This window comes from Phycisphaerae bacterium, from assembly GCA_035384605.1.
Classification (GTDB): domain Bacteria; phylum Planctomycetota; class Phycisphaerae; order UBA1845; family PWPN01; genus JAUCQB01.
The window spans coordinates 1-24,343 of sequence record DAOOIV010000083.1 but is presented as its reverse complement, the minus strand read 5'-3'; the positions used below and the strand labels follow the sequence as shown (position 1 = coordinate 24,343).

Annotated in this window: 18 protein-coding genes; 12 read left to right on the top strand and 6 right to left on the bottom strand. The window is 62.0% G+C overall.

Annotated elements, in window-relative coordinates:
• Positions 1-31 precede the first annotated feature (31 nt).
• A complete protein-coding gene (locus PLL20_16075) occupies positions 32-853 on the bottom strand; it encodes an RHS repeat-associated core domain-containing protein (protein ID HPD31509.1) in 822 nt (273 codons plus the stop codon).
• Between the two features lie 209 nt (positions 854-1,062).
• On the opposite strand from PLL20_16075, the gene PLL20_16070 reads away from it, so the two are divergent.
• From PLL20_16070 to PLL20_16025, 10 genes are all read left to right on the top strand, one after another.
• Positions 1,063-1,533 (top strand): HyaD/HybD family hydrogenase maturation endopeptidase, encoded by a 471-nt coding sequence (locus PLL20_16070; GenBank protein ID HPD31508.1) that lies wholly within the window; start codon positions 1,063-1,065, stop codon positions 1,531-1,533.
• Between the two features lie 308 nt (positions 1,534-1,841).
• Positions 1,842-2,495 carry a response regulator gene (locus PLL20_16065; GenBank protein HPD31507.1) on the top strand — a complete coding sequence of 218 codons (654 nt, stop codon included), beginning with the start codon at positions 1,842-1,844 and terminating at the stop codon, positions 2,493-2,495.
• Between the two features lie 418 nt (positions 2,496-2,913).
• Positions 2,914-3,099 (top strand): 50S ribosomal protein L32, encoded by a 186-nt coding sequence (gene rpmF, locus PLL20_16060; protein HPD31506.1) that lies wholly within the window; start codon positions 2,914-2,916, stop codon positions 3,097-3,099.
• Between the two features lie 5 nt (positions 3,100-3,104).
• Entirely contained in the window at positions 3,105-4,121 is a 1,017-nt protein-coding gene (plsX, locus tag PLL20_16055) for a phosphate acyltransferase PlsX (protein HPD31505.1), read from the top strand.
• Between the two features lie 7 nt (positions 4,122-4,128).
• Entirely contained in the window at positions 4,129-5,121 is a 993-nt protein-coding gene (locus PLL20_16050) for a beta-ketoacyl-ACP synthase III (protein HPD31504.1), read from the top strand.
• 12 nt (positions 5,122-5,133) lie between these two features.
• Entirely contained in the window at positions 5,134-6,063 is a 930-nt protein-coding gene (gene fabD, locus PLL20_16045; protein ID HPD31503.1) for an ACP S-malonyltransferase, read from the top strand.
• A gap of 97 nt (positions 6,064-6,160) precedes the next feature.
• Entirely contained in the window at positions 6,161-6,907 is a 747-nt protein-coding gene (gene fabG / locus PLL20_16040; protein HPD31502.1) for a 3-oxoacyl-[acyl-carrier-protein] reductase, read from the top strand.
• A gap of 112 nt (positions 6,908-7,019) precedes the next feature.
• Positions 7,020-7,280: an acyl carrier protein gene (gene acpP / locus PLL20_16035; GenBank protein HPD31501.1), complete on the top strand. Its 261-nt coding sequence runs from the start codon at positions 7,020-7,022 to the stop codon at positions 7,278-7,280.
• Between the two features lie 181 nt (positions 7,281-7,461).
• A complete protein-coding gene (gene fabF / locus PLL20_16030) occupies positions 7,462-8,703 on the top strand; it encodes a beta-ketoacyl-ACP synthase II (protein ID HPD31500.1) in 1,242 nt (413 codons plus the stop codon).
• A gap of 211 nt (positions 8,704-8,914) precedes the next feature.
• Complete coding sequence (locus PLL20_16025) at positions 8,915-12,253, top strand: hypothetical protein (GenBank protein ID HPD31499.1); 3,339 nt, start codon at positions 8,915-8,917, stop codon at positions 12,251-12,253.
• A gap of 210 nt (positions 12,254-12,463) precedes the next feature.
• Here PLL20_16025 and PLL20_16020 read toward each other — a convergent pair whose 3' ends face one another.
• Positions 12,464-13,882, bottom strand: coding sequence for a TolC family protein (locus PLL20_16020; GenBank protein ID HPD31498.1), 1,419 nt, complete (start codon positions 13,880-13,882; stop codon positions 12,464-12,466).
• A gap of 486 nt (positions 13,883-14,368) precedes the next feature.
• Complete coding sequence (locus PLL20_16015; GenBank protein HPD31497.1) at positions 14,369-16,078, bottom strand: TolC family protein; 1,710 nt, start codon at positions 16,076-16,078, stop codon at positions 14,369-14,371.
• 1,223 nt (positions 16,079-17,301) lie between these two features.
• Here PLL20_16015 and PLL20_16010 point away from each other — a divergent pair.
• Positions 17,302-18,828, top strand: a complete 1,527-nt coding sequence (locus tag PLL20_16010; protein ID HPD31496.1) for a radical SAM protein — start codon at positions 17,302-17,304, stop codon at positions 18,826-18,828.
• Positions 18,829-18,842: 14 nt separating this feature from the next.
• Here PLL20_16010 and PLL20_16005 read toward each other — a convergent pair whose 3' ends face one another.
• Together PLL20_16005 and PLL20_16000 are read right to left on the bottom strand one after the other, a co-directional pair.
• Positions 18,843-18,995 carry a hypothetical protein gene (locus tag PLL20_16005; GenBank protein HPD31495.1) on the bottom strand — a complete coding sequence of 51 codons (153 nt, stop codon included), beginning with the start codon at positions 18,993-18,995 and terminating at the stop codon, positions 18,843-18,845.
• The gene (locus PLL20_16000; protein HPD31494.1) at positions 18,992-20,779 is read right to left on the bottom strand and encodes a sodium-dependent transporter; all 1,788 of its coding nucleotides are present in this window, start codon (positions 20,777-20,779) and stop codon (positions 18,992-18,994) included. Before PLL20_16000 ends, PLL20_16005 begins: the two co-directional genes overlap by 4 nt.
• A 239-nt stretch (positions 20,780-21,018) precedes the next feature.
• On the opposite strand from PLL20_16000, the gene PLL20_15995 reads away from it, so the two are divergent.
• A complete protein-coding gene (locus PLL20_15995; GenBank protein ID HPD31493.1) occupies positions 21,019-24,021 on the top strand; it encodes a hypothetical protein in 3,003 nt (1,000 codons plus the stop codon).
• Here the strand turns inward: PLL20_15995 and PLL20_15990 are convergent.
• A partial coding sequence (locus tag PLL20_15990) for a hypothetical protein (GenBank protein ID HPD31492.1) occupies positions 24,014-24,343 on the bottom strand: 330 nt, incomplete at its 5' end. The two genes, PLL20_15995 and PLL20_15990, sit on opposite strands and share 8 nt — an antisense overlap.

The following is a 24,343-nucleotide window of genomic DNA, read 5'->3' as shown; positions in this document are numbered from 1 at the left end:
CGGCTTTGCGTGGGCATGCGCCTTTCAATCCTTACGGCCGGACATCTGTGCGGCTTGCGCGCATGTTTCCGGATCGCAGAACGCTTGGGTTGCGGCCCGCAAAAAGGCGGTCCGCCCTAGATATTAGCCCACCGATCCCGAGAACTACAAGACCAAGGATCAGGGATACGCCGAGGCCGATGACCATCTCGCCACTGGCGTCTGGCTGCGTAGTGTCCCAAATGCTCGGAGCATTCACAACATTCGGGAAACTCATCACGATGAGGAGAATGCTGATGACGCCGACAGTACCGAGGAGGGAAGGGAACGCTCCATTCGGATCCTGATATGTGAGGGGTTGACTCGCAGCATAGACATATTTGTGAAGCGTGATCGGATCATACTTCAGGCCGTCAAACGTGTCCCTCGTCACGAACCTCCCCGCCGCCGGGTTGTAGTACCGTGCCCGCAGGTAGTAGAACCCGGTGTTGGGGTCGAGTTGCTGGCCGGTGTAGAGGAAGTCGTTGGGCGTTTCGCCCGTGTGGGCCCACAGCGCGCCGAAGGCCTCGTAGGTGTATGAATCGGTCACCTGCGCCGAAGTGGTTTGCGGGTCGGCCGGGTCGTTGGTCAGGTGCCGCGTGGACATCTGGCCGTCGTAGTGGTAGTAGCTCGTGATCGGCGACGGGCCGTTCGGGTCGCGGGTCTGGCTGATCAGGTCGTCGCCGTGGACGTACTTGACCTTGACCGTTCCGGACTCGTCGGTCTCGGCCACCACCTGAGCCAGCGGGGCGTTCTTGTCCACCAGGTAGTGGGTCCGGGTGACCTGGGGGGTGGGCGTCCGCTTCAGCACCGTCTTGCCGGTGCGGATGCCCAAGTAGCGCCGACGCCCTCGTCGGCGATTCTGTCTGCAACCCATGAGCCGACGAGGGCGTTGGCCCTGCAAGCGGATGCCGTCGGCGTCGTAGGTGTAGCCGATGGTCTTCTCGGTGCCCCGATCGATGCGGATGACCGCTTGGCGCAGGGGGCCCGTGCGGGCAAAGGGCTCACCATTGACTCGGCGATCATTTCTGCCACTCTTAAGGCATGAGCAATCCCGAGAAGCGAGCCCCTATCCTGGTCCTGGGCATCGGCAACATCCTTCTGCGCGACGAGGGGGTTGGCGTGCGACTGATCGAGGCCATGCGGGGGATGGCCTTGCCGCCAGGGGTCGAACTGGTTGATGGCGGCACGGCCGGGGCGGATCTGCTGGACATCATCAGCAACCGGCGCAAAGTCTTCGTCATCGACGCAGTGGATGCGGGCCTGGAGCCGGGAGCAATTCTCCGCCTGCACGTTGAAGATCTTGCCAGTGCGGGGCGCCCGCTCGTCTCCCTTCATGAAATCGCTTTGACCGAAGCGCTCGCTGCGGCACAGATCATTGGTTCAATGCCTGATGAAGTGATAATCTGGGGCGTTCAACCCAAGAGTGTCAGCCCGGATGATACATTGAGCGAGGAAGTCGCCTCCGCCATGCCTCAGCTCATCGAAAGGATCATCGCCGAACTGGCCAGGTAGAAACGGCGTTTTCAGGGTTGCTACCGCCCTTTTCCGGGCGAATCCAAAAGCCCCTGACGCTGCCGCCAGCTAGGTTGCGTCTCGGCCTGTTGTGAATTACGGTGGCTGCGCTTCGGAGCCACACTGCTTGGTCGGACCTTTTATCAGCGATTATTGAAATGGCAAGACACTTGCCTCTGGAGTATAATCAGGCAATAAGTAACGACTCCGCGACGAGCCGATAGGAGCGCCCTACCCGGTGCTCGTCCGAGCAGCCGCATGAGGTTGGATAACCGACCGAACAAACAGTACCTCCCACGGAGGCGTTTGTGCCCAAAGTTTTGTTGATAAACCGAGATAAGGCAACACTGGGCCTGCTGGAAGCAATGTTCCGGCCCCATTTCGAGGTCAAAAAAACCACGGAGGTGACGGCCGGGGCCTCGCTCTTGACCAAGAGCCGGCCGGATCTTGTGGTTGTCGGGCAGGAAGCCAAGAGCGATGATGCCCTCCGGCTCGCAACTTGGATGCGAGATAACGGCGTTCAATTACCCGTCGTCGCCGTTCTAGGCCCAAAGGCTGACCCCGTCCAGCCGAAGCTGCACAAGCTGGGCGTCCGCGCATTTGTGGAACATCCCATCACCAAACAGCAGGTCCAGGAGGCAATCAATACCGCAGTTCGATTCCACAAAACCCGCCAAGCCGCCCCACCCCCTCCGACTTTGGAGGAACTGCGGGCAAACCTTTCCGAACTGGAAAACCGCCTCAACAAAGCCATGAAGTGCTTTGCCGGCACCAATAAAGTCTTCATCCTGTCCCAGATCGGTAGCACATCCCGCCCCCGGATTTGCCTGAAATGCCCCCTCCGACCCGAGTATGGGCTTCCGCCCAATGTCTACTACGAGTTTATCCGAGACGTTTGTTGCGGTGACCCGAACAAGTGCGAGGCCTACTACTCTTTTCAAACGGCGCGAGAATCCGCCTAGTTCTGCCTTGCAACCTCGCTGTTATCGGACGACCCCTGAAGCCCATCCCCTCTTGTCCGCCCGCACAGGCTGGACCCACCCGACCTTCGCCAAGCGTCCGTGACAGCCAACACGCCGACCTCCTCCGGTGTTGGCGGTTCTGCGGCTTGGTTCCCGGTTTGCGCCCGACGTTTTCAGAGAGCCGCCCAGGCTGCCCCGGCGACAAGGCCCCGACAGGCGGGCGGCCGCCTTGACAGCCTTCGCCAAGCCTAGTACTGTCTATGGTTCGCGGGAGGCTTGCAACAGCGGCCTGACAGATGGTTGGCCGGGGGTGCAAGCCTCTCTTTGGTAATCACCAAGTGACCTCACGACGGCGATTGATGCCCGCCGGGTGATCGCGGGAAAGCACTGAAACTGTAAGAGCTTACCGGAAAAAGACATGCTACCTGCAAGAAAAGTATCCAAGGCCCGCAAGCGCAAGCGACGTGCCCACCACGCGTTGAGACGGCCCAACTTGGTGCCATGCCCGAAATGCAACGTGGCCAAGCTGCCTCACGCGTCGTGTGAGAATTGCGGCTACGTGAGCGGAGACGTGGCGCTGGCCATCGAGGAAGAGGAGTCCTAGACCTCATGCGGATCGGCATCGATGCCATGGGGGGGGATTACGCGCCTCGGGAAATCGTCCGAGGAGCGGTCGAGGCGTCCGCGAAGCTGAACGGGCACCAGATCGTCCTCATCGGCGACGAGAACGTCATCTGCAAGGAGTTGGAACTCGCCGGCGGTGCGTGGCCAAATATCTCGGTCATGCACACCCCCCAGGTCATCGGCATGGATGAGTCGCCGGTCGAGGCGGTTCGCCACAAGCCCGATTCCTCAATCTGTCGTATGGCACAGATGGCCGCAAAGCGGGAGCTGGATGCAATCATCAGCGCGGGCAACACCGGTGCCTTCGCCGCTGCCAGCCAGCTTCGCATGAAGCTGCTGCCGAAGGTCGCCCGGGCCGGTATCGCCGTCGTTCTGCCCTCTTTTGCCGGCCCGATCGTCATGTGCGACGCCGGAGCAAACCTGACTCCCAAAGCGCACCACCTCGTGCAGTACGCCATCATGGCCGGGGCATACGCCAAACACGTGCTCAAAATCACCCGCCCGCGAGTGGCATTGCTGTCCGTCGGCCAAGAGGACGTCAAGGGAACGTCTCTCGTCAAACAGACTCACGAATTGCTCGATTCGTGCCCGCAGGTGAACTTCGTGGGTAACGTCGAGGGCCGGGATTTGTTCCGCGGCGGCTGCGACGTCGTCATCTGCGACGGGTTTGTGGGCAACATCGCCCTCAAGCTCATCGAGGGGTTGGCCGAAGGCCTGTTCAAGACCATCTCGAAGGAAATCGCCCTGGCCAGTCCCGAATTGGCCAGGCATTTCGAACCCGTGGTCAAGCGCGTCTGGGCCAACCATGACTACGCCGAGTACGGTGGCGCACCCTTGCTCGGCGTCGACGGAGCCTGCATTATCTGCCACGGCTCCAGCGATCACGTTGCCATTCGAAACGCGGTCCGAGTGGCGGCGGAGTATTATGAGAACGACCTGAACTCGATTATTGCCGCTGAACTGGTCGAAGAACCTGCCGCACAGCGGCTTAGCGATAAGTGAAGTACTGATGGGCGAACGAATTCCGCTGGCGATTCGGGGCATGGGCAGCGCCCTCCCGGATCGCGTGATGACAAATGACGACTTTGCCAGGATTCTCGACACGTCCGACGAGTGGATTCGCACGCGGACGGGCATCCGCGAACGGCGATTCGCCGACGACCACGAGGATTCGCTGACGCTGGCGACCACCGCCGCGAAGCGCGCAGTCGACGACGCCGGCCTGACCCCCGCGGACATCGACCTGATCGTCTTTGCGACCTCCACGCCCGCGTATCCGTTGCCGGCGACCGCCTGCTTCCTCCAGCACGCTTTGGGGTGTCGGCACGTTCCAGCGTTTGATATCGCCGCCGCCTGCGCCGGTTTCGTGTATGCGTTCGTGGCCGGGGCAGGTTTGATGCAAATCGGGGGGTATCGCCATGTTTTGGTGGTCGGCTCCGAGAAAATGTCGGCGATAACCGATTTCCAGGATCGCTCAACCTGCGTGATTCTGGCCGATGGAGCAGGCGCCGCAATCATCGGCCCGCCCGACAATGAGCTCAGCGGATTGTATGAGCACATGCTCGGAGCCGACGGCAGCGGAGCAAGGCTCATCATGGTCCCGGCCGGCGGCTCGGCAATGCCCGCCACCGCCAAGACGGTCGAGGATCGCCGGCACTACATGAAGATGCGGGGCCGCGAGGTCTACAAGTTCGCCGTCACCAAGATGCAGGAGATCCTGATTGAGACCACGCGACGCGCAGGCCTGCGGGTCGAAGACTTGGCCTACGTCGTCCCGCATCAGTCAAACTTGAGGATCATCGAGTCGGCGGCACAGAAGATGGGACTTCCAATGGACAAGATCGCGGTGAACATCAATCGCTACGGCAACACCTCCGCCGCCTCGATCCCGATGGCTCTTGAGGAGGCATGGCGGGCAGGGAAGGTCAAGACTGGAGACTGGGTGCTGATGGCTGGGTTCGGCGCGGGCCTGACGTGGGGCTCGGCTCTGATCAGGTTGTGAGGTTTCCTGGGCATGGCCAAGACGGCCGTTTTATTCACGGGGCAGGGTGCTCAATCGGTGGGCATGGGCAGGGACATCGCCCAGGCGTCTCCCGCCGCGGCCGCCGTCTTCGAGCGGGCCAACCAGGTGCTCGGCTACGATCTTCGCGCCTTGTGCTTCGAGGGGCCCGCCGAGCGGCTGGAGCAAACCGACCTTCAACAGCCGGCAATCTTCACGACCAGCGCCGCCATCTGGCAGGCGTTGCAGGAGCGGGCGGTCTTGACCGAGCCCGTCGCAGCCATGGCCGGCCTGAGTCTCGGGGAGTACACCGCTCTGTTCGCTGCCGGGGCCGTGGCGTTCGAGGACGCCCTCCGGCTGGTCAAACGCAGGGGCGAGCTCATGCAGGAAGCGGCAACTGCGGTTCCCAGCGGCATGGTCTCCGCCATGGGTCTCGATCCCGACCAAGTGGAGGCGATCTGTCGCCAAGCCTCCGACGCGGGTGTGATTCAACCTGCGAACTTCAACTCGCCGGGCCAGATCGTGCTCTCGGGAGCCAAGGCAGCTTGCGAAAAGGCGGCTTTGCTGATCGAGCAGGCCGGCGGGCGGGCGGTACCGCTCAAGGTCGCCGGGGCTTTTCACTCGCCGCTGATGAAGCCGGCTGCCGACGGCCTGGCCGAGATGCTCGCGGTCACCCCGTTCGAGACCCCGCGGGTGCCGGTCATCGCCAATGTGAATTGCCAACCCCATGGGGACCCGGATACCATTCGTCGGCGGTTGACGGAGCAGTTGACCCAGCCGGTGCGCTGGCAGGAGTCCATGCAAAAGCTTTTGGCGGAGGGCGTGCAGCAGTTTATCGAGATTGGGCCGGGCCGCGTGCTGACGGGACTGATGAAAAAAATATCGAGGCGAACCCCGATCATCAACGTCAGCACTGCGGCAGATCTGGCTCTGAAAGCCGCTTAAGGCCGGCTTCGAACCGGCGGGGGGCGGTGCAGAGCCCCCACGCGGCCGCGATCGATTCGGGGTGACAGTGCGGACAACGCAGCGGGAGGACATCGGAATGTCGTGGACCGAACAAGTGGCGGTTGTGACCGGCGGAGCACGAGGCATCGGGCGGGCCATTTGCCTCGGGCTCGCTCAGCAGGGGGCCACGGTCTTGGCTGCCGATCTGAATTTCGAGGGCACGAAAGCGGTTGCCGACGAGGCCAAAACCAACGGATTGCCCGGCAAGATCGTGCCCAAGTCGCTCAACGTGACCGACCGGGCGGCGGTGGAGAGCTTCGTCGAGGAAGTGATCCAGCAGTTCGGCAAGATCAGCATCCTGGTCAACAACGCCGGCATCACCCGGGACGGTCTCCTGCTGAACATGGAAGACGAGCAGTTCGACACCGTCATCAACGTCAATCTGCGTTCCGTGTTCCTGATGACCCGTGCGGTTTGTCGTCATATGATGCAGGCCCGTTACGGCCGGATCGTCAACATCGCCAGCGTTTCAGGCATGATGGGAAACGCCGGCCAAGCCAACTACGCGGCCAGCAAGGCCGGAGTCATCGGTTTCACCAAGACGGTCGCCAAAGAGCTGGCCCGGCGCAATATCACCGCCAACGCGGTGGCCCCCGGCTTCATTGATACCGAGATGACCAAGGTACTGCCCGACAAGGTCAAGGACATGGTCAAGCAGTTGATCCCCTGCCAGAAGATGGGCGAGCCGGCCGACGTGGCCGCAGGGGTCATCTTCCTGGCGTCCCCCCAGGCCAAGTATATTACCGGACAGGTCTTGGTGGTGGACGGCGGGCTGAATATGTAGTCTACTAATGGCCCCTGGCGAAAAACCGCAGAGGGCCGCGTAAGGTTACGGAGTGGCCTGCAAGAGGCCGTAGTTGCGACAGTGGATCTGATAAGCTACGGAGGATCCCGGAGTGACGGTTCAGGAAATCGAAGACAAGGTCATATCGATCGTAAGTGAACAGATGGGAATCAACAAGGCCGAGATTACCCGAGAGGTCTCTTTCATCAACGATCTGAACGCCGACTCGCTGGACATCGTTGAGTTGGTCATGGAGCTGGAGGACAGCTTCGAGACGCAGATTCCGGATGAGGAGGCCGAGAAGATCAAGACCGTGGGCCAGGCGATCGACTACATCGTCGCACACCAGGGTCAGCAACAGCAGCAGCAGTAGTGAGTCGGTGGGACGGGTCCGCGCCCCGGCCGCTCCGGCAGTCGGCGCCCTTCCGCGAACTCGTGCCCCAGCAGTCGGTGACGGCACAAACCCCAATGCGGCCGCCCCGATCTCCGGGTCTCGAAGGAACCTTGGGCGGCGACCTCAAGCTGACCTTGGCGCGGTTCCTGGAATGCTAAGCATGGCGAAACGGCGGGTTGTGATTACAGGCATGGGCGTAATAACGCCTCTCGGCTGTTCCGTCCGCGAGTATTGGGACGGACTGATCTCGGGACGCAGCGGTATCGGGCCTATTCAACGGTTCGACGCGAGCGCTTTCGACACCCATTTCGCGGGCGAGTGCAATTCCTTTAACCCGGAACAGTGGATCGAACCCAAGGCCGCCAAACGCATGGACCGCTTCGCCCAGTTCGCCGTCGCCGCGGCCATTGATGCGGCCCAAGACAGCGGACTCGACTTCTCCAGAATCAACCCGCACCGCGTGGGCGTGATCACCGGCTCGGGCATCGGCGGCATCCAGGAGCTTGAGGACCAGCATCGGCGCCTCATGGACAAAGGACCCTCCAAAGTCTCGGCCTTCACCATTCCAAAGCTGATGGTCAATGCGGCCAGCGGGAATATCTCCATCCGCTTCGGAACCCGCGGCCCCAGCACGGCGGTCGCAACGGCATGCGCCTCCGCGACCAATGCCATGGGAGACGCCCTCCGACTGATTCAGCGCGGCGAATGCGACGTCATCTTCACCGGAGGAACCGAAGCCGCCGTCACCACCCTGGGCCTCAGCGCCTTCAATGCCATGAAGGCTCTCAGCACCCGCAACGACGAACCCACCCGGGCCAGCCGCCCCTTCGACAGGGATCGCGACGGATTCGTGATGGCCGAGGGGGCCGGCATCCTTATCTTCGAAGAGTACGAACACGCCAGGCAGCGAGGGGCGAGAATCTACGCCGAGGTCAGGGGCTTCGGGTGCAGCGCGGACGGATCACACTTGACCCAGCCGAACGAGACCGGCGATTACGCCGCCGTCGCCATGCGCGACTGCCTCAACGACTCCGGCATCAATCCCGACGAGCTCGACTACATCAACGCCCACGGCACGGGCACCGTGCTCGGCGACACCGCCGAGACCCTGGCGGTCAAGACCGTCCTCGGCGAACAAAGTCGCAAGGTGGCGATCAGCAGCACCAAGTCGGCGACAGGTCATCTTCTGGGCGCCAGCGGCGGCGTCGAGCTGGTGGCCGCCGTGCTGGCCATTCACCTCGGCATTCTGCCCCCTACGATCAATCTCGATAACCCCGACCCGCAGTGCGACCTGGATTATGTGCCCAATGTCGCCCGCGAGGCCCGAATCCGAACGGCCATGAGCAACTCATTCGGCTTCGGCGGCCACAACGCCTGTATCCTGGTCTCGCGACTGGACTGACCAAACCCGAACCCAGATGATCCCTTTTCAACCCTGTTATTGGTCTTGCTTCGCCGCTAGCCTCGCAGTATGATAAAACCTGAAGTCTGGTTCATTTCCACGCGTCGAGTCCATACGCGGGCGGGCTGATCGGCACCGTCCGGCTTTCGCATTTGTGTTCTTTTCTAAGCGGGCCGCGCCGGCCGTCACCGCCGCAGGAAAGAGGTATGCCATGTCGAGCCGGATTCTGATCTTCGTGTATGTTCTTTTGCCCGCAGCTCTGGCCCAAGGTGACTGGGAGCTTTACGTCAACAAGTTCTGCTGCCAGAACGCCGACGCAGAAGCAAAGTGGGACGCCAATCAGGATACGGACGTCTGGAACGATGGACCGACCTTATGGGTCTATGTCCAGTGCTACTTCAACGATAATGACTGGCAAAACAACTACAAATACAAAATGCGCTTCTCGGGCGGCGAGAACGAGGCCGCCGAGATCTCCCACACCACGCAGGGATGCTCAGGCGACTACTACGGAACAACGCTCTCTCAGAAGCTTTCGACCGGTGGGAACAGGTACTACAAAGACTACGACTTGACTATCTACGCCCAGGTCAGGAATACGGACGGGCAACAACTGGATAGCGAGTCAAACACGATGACTTTCAGGTTTCGGGACACTTCCTGGAAGATCCCCACCCAGACCGACATTACCTCCCCGGTCTCTTCCGTCTACAAGTGGAGCGACATCAAGGTTAAGGGAACGGTGAAAAGAAAACCCGAGGAAGGCGGCAACTGGATTGCCATGGACAACCATTATAAAGTCAAGGTCGAGCTCGATCACGCCGGCAACCACTATGAGGCCACCGTTCAGACCGGCAACGGCGGGTTCGAGCACACCTTCGCCCAGCCGCAGGGCGGTTGGGATTCACGGGTCAGTGTTTATGTCTACGCCACGTTCCTCTCGGGGCAGTTCGATCCGGCCGACCCGCCCGGCTGCTACGTGATCGAATACCAGTCAAGCTCCGATTCCGGAACTTATGAGGTCACCGACAAACGCGATGAGGCCAAGTCCACATGGGAGTCATTGATTCAGGCCACGGGCACGATCACCATCCAGAACCCGACCGACGATGCCCTGCCTGACGGCTCGACCTGGGCGTACGATCTGGATGGCACATTGCTGGGCTGGCAGTCAACCATGGCGCCGCCTCCCCACGGCGTGATCGTGATCGACGAGGACACGTTGGACGATGATCTGACCGCCCTGGCCGGCACGATCGCCATGGACCAGATGATTCCCGGGTATGAGACCTGGGCCGCGCCTGGCAGGCGCGGAACCGCCGCAGCACCTGGCCAGAATCAGCCGGGGCCTCAAGCCTGGATCGCCACCCTGGCGTTCCAGTTGCCTTCCGGGCCGATGTTCGGAGGGGAAGGCTTGGGCTGGCGCTATACCACGGCTTGGGTGTACGACCCGCCTGAGTCGACGGCTCTGTTGACCATGCGCTTCTACGATATGAGCGGTAGGCTGCTTCACACCAAGCAGGCCACGGTGAACGCCTACCAGCGATTCGAGGTGCCCAAGTCATGGCTCACGGGTGCGGCGGCCATGCACGCGGAGCTCTCGCAAGGGCATCTTCTCGGGTGGGCCTTGGCCGAGGACCTTACCTACGACGCCTTCGAGACCACCGCTCAGACCTCGGTCGCCGCCGAGCTGATCGCCCCCTACGTGACCTCGGAGGCCGACTGGCAGACAATGGTAATCCTTCACAATCCGACGGACTCGGCCGCCTTGGTGGTAATGGAATGGTACCACATAGGCGGTGCCTTTCTTGGCAGCCTGCCCGAGCTGATTGCCCCCAAGGCCACAATGACTTTCGACGCGGATCATCTCGGACCGCCTGCCTTGGCTAAGTCAGTCCGGGTGCGCGTTCTGGAGGGCGAAGGCATCATCGGTTCATGCGTCCGCACGACCAACGAGGCTACGACGATGGCCGAATCTATGGTCCGCCCCGCTTCGTCCTTGAGGATCCCGTCGCCGGGCGTGCCGCTCCTCCAGGACGGCCTGCTCGTCATGCACAACCCGGAGGAGGAACCCGTAACCATCGACTTACGGTTGTACGGCCTGGACGGCACGCCGCAGGGCGGCGCTCCCATGGAATTGGCGCCACACATGACCGAAATCCTGCCGTTGATCCCGCCATTGCCGGGTCAGCCTGTGCCCTCGTTCGAGATGCGCGCGTCCGGCGGCGGACGCTTCGCCGCAATCGCCATGTTCCATCAGCCGGACAGCGGCGGCGCCGCTAGCGTGCCGGCACTGCCCATGTCCGAACGGTTTCGGTGCGGACCGCCCTGGCTCCAGGGCGGCTGGAATCTCATTTCGATCCCGCTCGACTCCGACAACCCAAATGTGACAGCGGTGCTGGCGGCCCTTGAGCAGGCCGGCAATGCCTTGCCCGGGCATCTGCTCCGGTACCGGGCAGACGCCTATCAGGCATATCCCGACGAGATGACCACGCTTGCCCGGGGAGAAGGATATTGGCTGCGCCTTGACCAGGCCTCCACGTTCAGCGTGCGCGGGAAAGCGGCAAAGCAGAATGTGCTCATCGGACTGACCGACGGGTGGAATCTGATTGGATGCCCCACGGATGTGCCGGTCCTCTGGGCGGCCTGTTCCGTCTCCGACGGCTCGCAGACAAAAACCGTCACCGAGGCCGGACAGACAGGCTGGATCCAGTCGACCCTGCTTTATCATGAACCGGTTTCCGGCTACCGGCTGGTGATACCCGGCGAAACGGGAGACGACGCCTACCTCCGCCCGTGTCAGGGCTACTGGCTCCGGGCTTTCAGGCATGGACTGATTCTGGTGGTTCCCCCGGAAGGCGGCGCTGCCGGCATTCTGGACGCCGGCGCCGAAACCGGCTCCTCGCTGGGCATTCAGATAACCGGCCAGGCGACTGCCACATGGAGCTTCCGAGCAGCCGTCGATCCGGCAGCATCGGATGAACTCGATGCGCTCGACCTGATGGCTCCCCCCGCGGCCCCGGCTGGACTGGCCGAACTCCGGCTTACCACCACGCCCGATTTCCAAGGACCGCGAATTCGGGATTACCGAGAGCCTCCCTGCGGCAGCGACGAGGTCTGGGAAGCGACCGCAAGCTTGGCCGGCCTCGGGGCCGGGCATTGCGAACAGGCAACGATGACCTGGGACCTGAGCAACATCGGTAGTTACAGCTACACGCTGGTCGATGTGACCGGTCAGCAAAACGTCGATCTGTCACCGGGTGGCCAATACCTCTTCCGGATTTGCGAGGGGCAGGATGTCTCGTTCGAAATCAAAGCGAAGCGCACCGGGCTGACCCCGGCCGATCTCGACTGCGACGCCGACGTGGACGGCGCTGACGCCGATCTGTTTGAAAACTGCGCCACTTCGCCGGGCGTCTCCCTGTCGCCTGGCTGCGACAGAATCGATTTTGATCAGGATGGTGATGCCGATCAGACCGACTTCGCCTTCTTCCAGCGATGCTGCAGCGGGGAAAATGTGCCGGCCGATCCGAGCTGCGCGGAGCGATAAGCGGATGTCAACGTTCAGCGTCCGTCCCTGTGAGCATTCCAGGGGCCGCACCGGCAAGCCGTATCTCGTCAACCGCCGTAGGACCGGCAAGCAGTGACGCTCGCCCTCACGCCGCGTTGCGACTTTGTCCTGCAGAGCAGGGTTGGCGTTGCTTGCGGATCCGGCTTGTCAAATGAGCGCCTGCAAATGAATCTGCCTGAGTAAAATCAGTCACTCGGGTTGTGATGAGGTAACAGACGGCTGTGAGAGCAGCGCCTCGTGCAACACGGTGCCGGAGTCTTCCTTCTCAATTCGGATGCCCACCAAGCGATAGACTTCTCCGGTCGCAACCAACAGATCGTGTTCGGCATCAATGATCTGATTGAAGTTGCTGGCAAGCTGCACTTGGGCGTTTGTCAGGACCGACAGCGACCTGAGGACGTCGTCGATATTCATCCCGGACTCGCCTCGCCAGAAGTAGGCCTCGCATCGTTCCTGGAACTGCGCCCGCGCCTGCTCGACGTTTTCGATCGCCTCCGAGCGGGATTTGGAGTAGGTCAGGAGCCGATCCGCGCGAATCGTGATCTGATCGCGAATATCGTTTTCTTCGGCGGCGATCTGAGCCCGGTAAGCCCGGATTTCGGCCTCCGCCTTCTTCCGCGACTCCGTGAGGACGCGCCGGTCGTTGATCCGCACGGTAATCCCCGCCGTCAGAAGCCACCCGTGAACCCGGTCGTCAAACTCCGGCGGGGCAAACGGGTAGTGCGCCCCCTCAAAATAGGCGGTCATGTCATGAGTTCCCAAAACAGCCTGGGAACGCTTCAGTTCGGCATTGCGAATCGCATCCTCCAGGACCGCAAACCGGGGATTGTTCTCAAACGCCTTGGCCAGCAGTCGCTGTCGGCCTTCGGGCGTCGAGACCTCGTCCAGGAACTGTAGGGACAATTCCTTGGGCTCTTCGACGGTATACTTTTCGCCCGGTTGAATACCAAGAGTTTCCAACAACGAAAGCAGCGAGGACCAGTAGCTGGCCTGCAGGCCGCTGTGGTGAACTTTGGCATCTCCCAAAGCCGTCTGCAAGCGCGTGCGCTCGTCGTCCGTCAGCTCGGGCAGGTCCCAGAGGGCTTCGATCGCGGCGATGTGATCCTCATACGCCCTCATCTGGTTCAGGTAAAGAATCGTCTGGCGATATTCGGCAAGCGCGTTGTTGACATAGGTTCGGTAGTCTCTGAGGTATTCAAGCATCGCCTGCCGGGCGCTGGACTCCTGGTAGGCCTGCTTGATGGTTCGATCCTGACGCTTGCGGGAACCGATGAAAGGAATCTCGACCCGGGCTCGCAAGACTCCGCTGCTGCCGGATTCCGTCTTGGCCGCGTCGCTTTGCGTCCGGTCGTAGCTGTAACGCGAGCCGTTCACCCCGCCTTCGACGCGAAACACGGATCCGTCAAAGGTCTCCTGCTGGATACCGGCAACCAGCTCGCTGTCGTAGCCGTTGACCCCCCGCCGTTGCGGATATTCAAGGGCTCCTCCGTCAACCCCAATATAAGGCTCAAGGCGACTGAGATTGGCGCGGAATTCTTCCAGGCCGTGCCTCGCGGCCATCATGTCCTCGCGACTGGCAATCACCAGGGGGCTGATCAGATAAGCCATCCGAACAACGTTGGCAGTGTTAATGCGATAGGGCTTGGCAAGAGGTTCGCGAGTCTCGGCAGGTTGCGACGAGGCCGGCCGGGTCATGGCGACGGGGCGAACCGAGGCCAGCGGGGGCAGGGCCGGCCGGGTTGCCGCGGGCCGCGTGCCGACCGCTTGGCTCGTCGCCGGTCGTGACCCTGCCGGGCGAGACGCCACTCTGCGGCTTGGTTGCCTTCGGGGCGTCCGCCATAATTGGGTCCGACGGTTGACTCCCCCGGTGCCCGAAGGTGGCGGAGCCTCGCGCCGGTCAACGGTCGAACACGCCCCCACGGCAAGCGCACAGAGGCTCAGCAGCATGCTTCGTCGCCGCGCGTAATAAGCCTGTCTCGCCGGGGCCGATCTTGGCATCCTGTCCCTGTGTGTTCATGGGTTTGCCTGGGGGGCGGCTTCTCGCCACGCGGACTCCTGTCCGCGCCTGGTCACGGCACCCCGTGGCTGCTTTCACTACTTCTTCTCCGCAAGCCCCACCGTGCCGGCGTCCTCCGTCAGCTTCACGCCGGCCATCTGGTAAAGCTGTCCCGACGCGGACATGAGCATGTTATCCGCCAAAGCGGTGTAATACCTGTTGCTGACGAGGCGCACTTCTGCCGTTGTGATGCTCTGGAGCGAACTCAGAACGTCATCGATTCTCAGTAGCGTCGACTGGCCCGCAAAGTACGCCTTGCGACGAGCCTCAAACTCGCTCCTGGCCTCGTCGATGTTCTTGAGAATCTGCGGCTTGGATTCAACGTAGGTGGTCAGCGTGGCCGATTGCACCGCAATCTGCTGCTGAACACTCAGTTCCTCAGCCTCGATCTGGGCCTGGTAGGACCGGATCTCAGCCTCGGCCTTTCTGATCGAAGCGTTGAGGACTCGAGGATCATTCATCCGGAAGGACACGCCGCCCCGCAATTCCCACCCGCCGACTCGATCGTCAAAGGTCTCCGCTCCGAAGGCGTGCTGTGTCCCCTCGACAAAGGCGGTGATGTCGTTCTTCCCGAGAATGGCCTGCGACCGCTTCAGTTCAGCGTCCCGGATGGCGTCGTTCAGCACCCGAAACCGGGGATTGCTCTCGTACGCCTCGGTGAGAAGCTCCTGTCTTTGTTCGTCGGTCCGGGTGCGGTCATAGTAGATGCTCCCCTCGCTCACCGGCGGCTCCTCGAGATAATACTCCTCGCCCGGGCGAATACCCAGATACTCCAGAGTCCACAACAGGTACGACTGATAGCTGGCCTTGTAGGAGTCACGGACGATCCGGCTGCTGCCGATCGAGGTCAGAATGACTTGCTGATCCTGAGGGGTGAGCCCGGGCTCCTTGAGCAGATCCTCAAGGGCCTCGATCTGGTGTTCGTAGGCCCGTGCATAGCCCAGATAGAGCAAGGCGCCGGCATAGTAGTTCATCGCGGTAAGGGCGTAAGAGCGATAGTAGCTCAGATAGTTGAGCACCGCCGCCCGGGCGGTCGATTCCTGGTAGGCCTGGTTGATCGTTCGGTCCTGCCGCTTTCGGGAACCAATGAACGGAACCTCGACACGGCCTCTCACCAGACCGCCCTCGCCGCTATCCTCCGACGCCTGCCCTTCTCCCACTTCGCCGTATTTGATTCGCTCGCCGCGAGCACCACCCTCAACCCTGTAGATGGCGCCGTCAAAAGTCTCCTTCTCGATCCCGCCGGTGACCTCGCCCGACAATCCGCTGGCATCGCGTCGCTCGGGATACTGAAAGGCCATACCCGACACGTTGGTGAAGGGTTCAAAACGGCTCAGGTTGGCCTTGAACTCCTGCAGGCCGTGTTGGGCGGCGATCATCTGCTCTCTGGCCGAAGTAACCAGCGGATACTTGTGATAAACCAGCCTCGGGATGCTGTCGGCATTGATCCGGTAAGGGGGGCTGGGCAACTCACCGGTCGCCGGACGGGTGCTCGGTCCAGCAGCCGGACGGGTGGCCGCCAAGCCCGCCGGACGCGTTGCCATCGGCTGAGTGGCCGGCTTGGATGGATCCAGCGGATCGCTCAACTGCCAAACCTGGGGACTCGGCCGCAGAGACTCGGGATCCAGCAGCGGCTCCACCTTGGTCGGGAACACCGATGAGCAGCCTGTCAGCCAACAGAAGGCCAAGACAACCGTCAGCCCCACTCTGCGGTGATCCTCAAAGATGGGAAACAGTCGGTCGGTCATTAAACCTCCTCCCGAACCCCGATGTCCGCAGCGGGCGGGGAGCCCAAGCCGGTGGGGGTGCCGCGTCCGTCGATCATTAAACCTCCTCCCGAACCCCGGTGTCCGCAGCGGGCGGGGAGCCCAAGCCGGTGGGGGTGCCGCGTCCGTCGATCATAAAACCTCCTCCCGAACCCCGATCGACGTCCCTGACCCGCAATCCACGGCGGGCAGCCCTCATAATATCTATCGAAAAGCCCTCGCCCACGCGACCATACTTCTAAGATATTGCCGTCAACCTTCCGTGCGCGCCAGTCGAACCGAAAGCCCAGGACCGCGCGCCCGCCCATCGAGGCGCAAGCACCGCCAGCATATGCGCAGACCCCGACCGCCCTCTGATACCGATAACCAATGGCCAGGTTGCAGCGGGGGGCGATTCTTGAGCAACCCGCGAGGTTTGTCCCTATTCGGCACATCTGTTGTGAAGGCCGGCAGCCCGCGAGCCTTCAGACCGGACCGGTAACTGCAGGCGCTCCGAAATCGGGTAACCACCTGCCCCGTCCGCGACCCAACAAACGCGATTACTCCCTTTTTCAGTGATTTTTCTTTGCCGAAACAGCCATCCTGACGTATAGATAGATAGAGGCAGGTGTCAGACCTTTCCGGAAACGGACTGCGTCAGTCTGTCGCCGGGAGGGTCGGAGGAGATTCAACCGGTTTCTGGAATGATCACAACCTGTGGACCTGCCGGTGGCGATCGGCAGGTGGGATGAAGCTCGGCGACATTTGTGCCGGTGCTTGTGCGGACCGCAGCGAATGACCCGAGGTGTTTCTTCCCGAAAGGAGGTGGTCCCTTGACAGATTGCAGAGGTGAGCTGCCGTAGGGAACGCCCACGCAGCTGCCTTACGGCAGCCACGACATATGACTAGCGAGCCCCGCGCCCGATTGCGGGGCTCGTTTTTTGCGCCATACCACCCCATTGACCTCGGGTTCATGGCGAGGGTTGATTCACCCGCCGGTTGCGGTTATCGTCATCCCTTAATGCCGGACGGATATGAGCGCGGATCAGGACCGGATTCGCATCCAAGAACCCACACCGGCGACCGGCGATCCCGGGCTGTAGGCTTGCTTGCCACCCGTCGTGTTGAGCTTCGTGTGTCTCACCGCCTGACAGCAACAAACAACATGACTTTGCACGACCGTGGTTTGTCGCCGGATCGGGCTTGGTTGTCGTGAAAGGCCTCACATGAGAATAGCATTGATTAACCCCGTTGCCCGCCGATGCCAGGGCTACCACACGATAGGCGGGAGAATCCCGCAGCTCGGCCTCCAGGTCCTTGCCCAGTTGACTCCCTCGGACCATCAAGTGGACATCATTGACGAGATCTTCGGACCCCAAGCCACCGAGCGATTGGTCCGCCGCGGCCGATACGATCTGGTGGGCATCACCAGCTACTCCAGCGGCGCGTCGCGGGCCTACGAAATCGCAGCCCAGGCTCGCCGCGAGGGCATTCCAACCATTATGGGTGGACCCCACGTTTGGGCGGTGCCCGACGAGGTGGCAGGACATGTCGATTCCATCGCGATCGGGGAGTGCGATGAGATTTGGACGGAGATTCTGTCCGACGCCGCGGCCGGTCGGCTCAAACCCCGATACCAGGGGCGGCCGGCCTCCATCAGTACCCCGGGCATCGGCCGTGGAGCTCAGCACCTTCAGGCCGTCAATGGTTCATACACCGTCGCCGCGATTCAGACTTCACGAGGCTGCCCGGTCGGATGCGACTACTGCAGCGTCACGTTATTCAGCGGCCCGGAGATCCGGCGGCGACCGATCGACGATATCATCGACGAGTGGAACTCGACCATCAAGCGGTTCATCTTCGTGACCGACGACAACTTCTTCGGTGTCGGGCCCAAGCACGCCGAGTGGGCCAAGGAGCTGCTTCGCCAGATCATCAAGCGGGGCAAGAAACGCCTGTGGTTCAGTCAGACCACGATCAATATGGGCGCCGATGCGGAGGGACTGGACCTGGCTTACAGGGCCGGTTGCCGCGGAATGCTGATCGGCTTCGAGACGTTCAACCCGGAGAGCCTGCGGGATTACCACAAGGGTATCAACCGCATGAATCTGTCACGCTATAAGGAACTCGTCGACGGATTCCACCGCGCGGGGATTCCCGTCTTCGGGGCCTTCATCATCGGTGCCGACCAGGACGATGAGAACACCGTCGCCGAGACGGCCATTCAGTCGGTCAAGCTGGGGATCGATACCATCCAGATCACCAACCTCACGCCTCTGCCCGGCACCAGGCTGTATCAAAGGTGGATGTCCGAGGGCCGGATCTTCGCTACCAACTACCCGGAGGACTGGGAAAGGTATACCTTCGTCGAGACCGTGTACCACCCGCGCAAAATGACCGCCCGAAAGCTGGATGAGACCATCTACGAACTGCGACACGCCGCCGCGAATACCCCCTGGGTCTGGCGACGCACGTTAAGGACGCTGCTGGCGACCAGAAGCCTGACCGGCTCGCTCTTCATCCACGGGATGAACAAGGGTTGGAAACGAATCGCCAGAATGCAGTTGCCCAAAGACGAAGAGCGCTTTGGGTTCATCCCTCACGAGAACGAGCGGACGCGCAAACTCAGGGACGCCTTCACCATGTCGCTCCGCAAGTACCAAGCGCATCGATCAATGCAGCCTGCGCCGAGCCCCGCTCCGCTGAACCCCGTTTGCCCTGCGAAGCTCATCGAGCGAAGCAGGGAACCCTGAACCCCGAACCCTTATCAAGTGTCCGCGTCGCGAGTGTCGATCTCCAGAGGAGCGTGCATGTGCTCCTCGGGTCTGGGCGTTCGCAGCACGCGTCGGTAGCAGAAAACCATCAGCGAGACCACCACCCCGCAGGAAAGCGTCATCAGCAGCCATCCGGCCCAGGTCATGAGCGCGTTCTCCCTTCTTCATCCGCGGCGGCCAACGGCAAACCTCGCGCGGGCTCCAGCGGCAGTTTGCCGATCAAATGCCACCGCTTGTCGGCCAGGTTGACCAGCATCCCGAAGAAGATCAGCAGCACCCCGATGAAGGCCAGCATGAGGAGCACCGTGCCGCGATCTTCGGGACTCATCGCCCGGACTTCGTCGATCTTGGCCGGTATGTTCTTGTAGCACCAGAACCCGAAGATGACCAGCAGGTAAGTCGGCGAGACGTACTTGATGATGAACCAGAAGACTCGAGGCACTTCCAGGGCGGCCCCCCGTTTGACCTCCTCGCGGGCACGGCCCACGCCGAAAACCCACCCGACAAGGATCACTTCCACCGTGGCGAGCATGAAGATGCAAACCGTTCCAATCCAGAAATCCAGCGTGTCCGTGGCCAGCAGGTTCTTCGAAAAGTAGACGACGAGCAGACTGCCAATGGCCGTCAGCAGCCCCAGGCAGGTCACCGACAGCCGTCGGCCCATGCCGAAGCCTTCTTCAAAGAACGCGATCGCCGGCTGAAGCATGCTCAGAGAGCTGGTGATCGCCGCGATAAAGAGCATGAAGAACCACACCGCCCCGAAAAAGCTGCCCGCCGGCATCCGTGCAAACACCGCCGGAAGGGACATGAAGCCCAGGCTGAACGTCGAACCGAGCACGTCCTTGGTCAGGTTGGCTTCTCCAAGGAAAAGGAAGGCCACGGGCACCGTAATCAGTCCGCCAAGACATACTTCGCAGAACTCGTTGGTCGAAGTGGCGGTCAAGCCCGAGAGGACCACGTCGTCGTCCGCCTTGAGGTAACTGGCATAGTTCAGCACGATGCCGAAGCCCACCGACAGGCTGAAAAAGATCTGGCCCGATGCGCTGAGCCACAGTTCCGGGTTGGCCAGGGCCGCCAGAAAACCTTCGTCACCGGTCTTGGGGTTCCACATGAAACCGAGGGCATTATTGACGTTGATCTCAGGGCGGGAGGAATCGGGAGCGCCCAGGGTCAGCACGCGAACCAGAACGATCAGCGCAAAGACGGCCAACAACGGCATGGCGTACTTGCAGAAGGCTTCAATGCCCTTGGTCAGACCGCGGTAGATGAGGACAAAGTTGATGACGAACACGATCAGCAGAAAAACGACGCCTTTTTGCAGGGATCCGTAAACCAGCAAGCCGTTTTCGCCCATGCCGACAAACTCGGTGAAGTGCGTCCGGTACGCGGCAACCGCCGCGGTCACGTCCGTGCCGGCATCTGCGCCGTAACGAGTCATGGTGCCCGATACGTAGTCCCACGCATAGGCCAGACACCACGCCTCGATGTAGACGTAGTACATGTAGATGCCGACGGGAATGATCAGCGCCAACGCTCCGAAGTACTTGCTCACCCGGCTCGGCCAGAGAGCGGAGAAAATGCCCGGAGCGCTGTTGAAGCCGCGGGCTCCGCCGTAACGGCCGATGGTCCATTCGACCCAACAGATGGGGATGCCTAGAACGAGCAGCGAGATGAAGTACGGGATCATGAAGATCCCGCCGCCGTTCGTCGCCGCCAGGCCGGGAAATCTCAGGAAATTGCCCAGCCCGACCGCCGAGCCCGCCACCGCCAGAATCACTCCCAGACGAGAACCCCAGTTCTCGCGGGGCCTGCGACGTGCCAAAACGGGTTCGGTCGGGGCGTTCAGGGTTCCGGCCATCATGAACTCCTCAACAGAGATCGGGTGACTGCGATTGTGCGGCATGATGAACGGATTGAGGCTGTTTTGCAAGGAGCCTGAGCCTCCCGCAAGCGGGGGCTCAACGCGGCACGACAGGCCTTTGTGCGCGAGCCAAACGGAGGTCGCAACACGTTCACCGTCGCACCGGCAGCGGGCCTCATCCCCTCAATTCCGTCGACTCTTGACACAACCCCTGCGATCCATGACAACCTGCTTTCGGACGGGCTTTGCGGAGAGGCTCTCTTTCATCATGGCCGGGTGGCCGTGCATGCTCACTGAGGAGTCGTGTCATGCAGAAATGGCTTTGCGCGTGTGTACTGGTTTTCGCAGCGATCGCCAATGCGGCCGATAACGGGCCATGGAAGCTCGTGTTCGAGGACCGCTTCCAGCGGGCCGAGCTTGGACCGGACTGGGTCGAAGCCAAGAACGTGAGCATCGTCCACGGCCGCCTGTTTCTCAAGGGGCGGGCGGACGCCAGGCTCCGCCGCGGATTCCCGGGCGACGTGAAGGTGGAGTTCCTGGCTGAGGCCGACCCCGACCAGCCGCCCTGCGACCTGGCCGTCACCTTGGCCAACACCTTCCTCCTGGCTTTCGGCGGCGGCAACAACACCTTCAACCAGATCATGGGCGCGGGTGTGACCGTTCGGGACAACAAGCCCCCATTCCCGATCGAACACGGCAAGAAATACAAGATCGTCGCGGTCAAGGAAGGACCGATGCTGATCCTCTACTGCAACGACCACAAGCTCCTCGAGGCCAGGCTCGACGATCCGCTCGGAGGGCCGGAGTTCGACGGCGTCGCGCTGACCACCTGGAACGGCATGTATGTCGATTACGTGAAGGTCTTCGAGCGGACAACACCCGCGCCCGGCGGACCGGTGGTGCTGCGAGCCATGCCGGCGCTGGGATTCACCTGGAAAGATCGTCAACTGAGTTACAGCGGGCCGGCCGCCCTGACACCAAACGTGACCCAGGGGATCAGGCTGTACAACGAGCGAAAGTACCAGGAGGCCTTCGCTACGCTCTCGGCCGTCTCACCTGCCACACTCGAGAGCGCGGCCGCTCTGGCCTACGTGGTGGGCGACCTGGCGTTTCTGGAAAAACCGGCGCATCAGGCACAGGTCGCCAGAGTCGCCGCGGAGCTCGCCGCCAGGGCCCCCGAAGACACCAAAGCCAAGGATTTCGCCCTGGCCGCCAAGTGGTTCGCCGACTTCAACGTCTACAGGCGCGATCATCGGGCCACCCGTCGACTGATCGGCTGCGGCCCGGACAACAACCCGTTCTACTACAAGGCCCGCCTGTTCGAGAATCGCTTCAACTACGCCCATGCCATCGAGGGTGCCCATCGAGAGGGCATGCAGGCAGCGATCAATGAGTTCGCCGAACTCAAGAAGATCTGGCCCGAACACCAGGCCCTGCGCGAGTGGACCGGCGAGAAGATCCCCTGGGGCGAGGAACTGATCCGCCCCGAGTCGGACGGGCCGGCCTGGGCTCGCCACTTGCAGGAATCACTGGCCCGCCAACAGGCCGTCCTACGCTGGTGGTTCAGCGAACGACAGCTTCCGGACGGTCAACTCGGCGGCGGCTGGGGCGACGACGTCGAGATCCTTCGCGGTTGGGTGCCCATCGCCTGCATCACCAGCGCGGCCGAGCCGGTCATCGCCGGTATCGAGCGACTGGCCCAGGGCGTCTGGGACCACGTTCTCAAAGACGGCTACGATCCGTTCCCCGGCGACGTCGAGCACTCCGCCGAGCCGTCCTGCGATTCCCTGCCCACCATGATCGTCCTCCGCTACGGCGATCCGTTGTGGCTCGAACGCAACCTGCGATCCGCCAAGACCGTTCGCGAGAAGTTCATGGACCTCAACGAGCGCGGTTTCCTCCAGTTCATGTCGCGGGACTTCGGCACCGACGGTGTCAAACGCGGCCTGGGCAACGGCGGCGACAGCGGCTACCACGCGCGGGCAACCAAGCATTTCATCTATCTCGGCTGGTATGGGGTGCCCGAAGGCCGCGACGCGTTTGTGCAGTGGTGCGACACCTGGCGCGACGCCACCATGCGGCAGATCGGCCCCAAACCCGCCGGCTTCCCTCCGTCCACCTTGTGGTTTCCCTCGGGAGGCATCGCCCCGCCCGACGGAAAACCCTGGTATGACGAGCAGCGCAATTCGTACGGCTTCCCCGGCCTGCCCCTCATGATCTACGAGAGCTTCACGACGGCCTATCTGCTTACCAACGACCGTAAGTTCCTCGACCCGGTGCAGACGATGATGCACATGGCCACCGCCGGTCCGCTCCACAAGGGCGACCCCAAGCTGCCGCCCGATCATATCGAGAACCTCATGGCCCAGTGGTCGCACATGGCTTCGGCCGACGTGCTCAGCGCTTACCGCCTCCTGACCGGCGAGCGGGTCTACGACGAGTACATCCTGCGAATGGCCACCCCGACGCAACGCTACATGACCGACTACGACTTGGCCCGGTACGTCACGACGTTCGAGAAGACGGCCAACTCCTTGCGGCATAACTGGACGCAGCTCACCAGCGAGATCCTGCAAACCGATCGGGCCGGGTTGACAGGGTCGGCCGAGGTCTTCGGGGCCTACACCGGGGCCGTCTGCAGCTTCCGCGACAGCAAACCGCCGACCATCTCGGTAACCTACGACACACCGGACCTCAACTTCGCCTCGGTAGTGACCGAGACCACACCCGCTCGTCTGCGGATCATGCTCTACAACTTCAACGCCGAGCCGATGCGCGTCGGGCTCAAACCCTGGCGGCTGGTGCCCGGCGTCTACGTGCTCAACGCCGGCGAGCCCGTGCCCGGCGAATACGATTTCCAGAAACGCTACACCTGGACCGAACCGACCGAGGTGGAGCATCTCCACCGCGGCACGCCCATCTGGGTGGAAATCCCCTCGCACAAGGAGTGGGTCGTCGATCTGCGACTGCGCAAGGCGATCGAAAGGCCCGCGATGCTGCCGGACTTGGCCATCGCGTCGCGGGACATTCAGCTGAAGGACGGCAAGGTCGTTGTCCGGGTTCACAACATCGGCGGAGCGGCGGCCGGACCGTTCGACGTCGTGGCCCAGGCCGGGAACGGCGACACCTGGACGCAGCTTGCTCACGCCAAAGTCGATGGGCTACCGGCCATCAAGAGCTTCGAGCCCTCGGTTCGAGAGATTGTGGTGAACGTCGACCCGGACAAGCTTGCTAACGCCCGCATCCGCCTCGACCCGCAGAACCAGGTCCAGGAACTCTACGAACTGAATAACGAAGCGACCCTCAAGTAGCGCCGACACCCCAAGTAGCGCCGACACCCCAAGTAGTGCCGACACCCAAAGTAGTGCCGACGCCCTCGTCGGCACAAAACCGATCGGCCAATAGAGGGTATTGGCCCAGAAGCAGCGCCGACGCCCTCGTCGGCACAAACTTCTTCTCGCCGACGCCATCGACCGGCGACATGCGTAGTGCCGACACCCCAAGTAGCGCCGACACCCCAAGTAGCGCCAACGCCCCAAGTAGTGCCGACACCCAAAGTAGTGCCGACGCCCTCGTCGGCACAAAACCGATCGGCCAATAGAGGGTATTGGCCCAGAAGCAGCGCCGACGCCC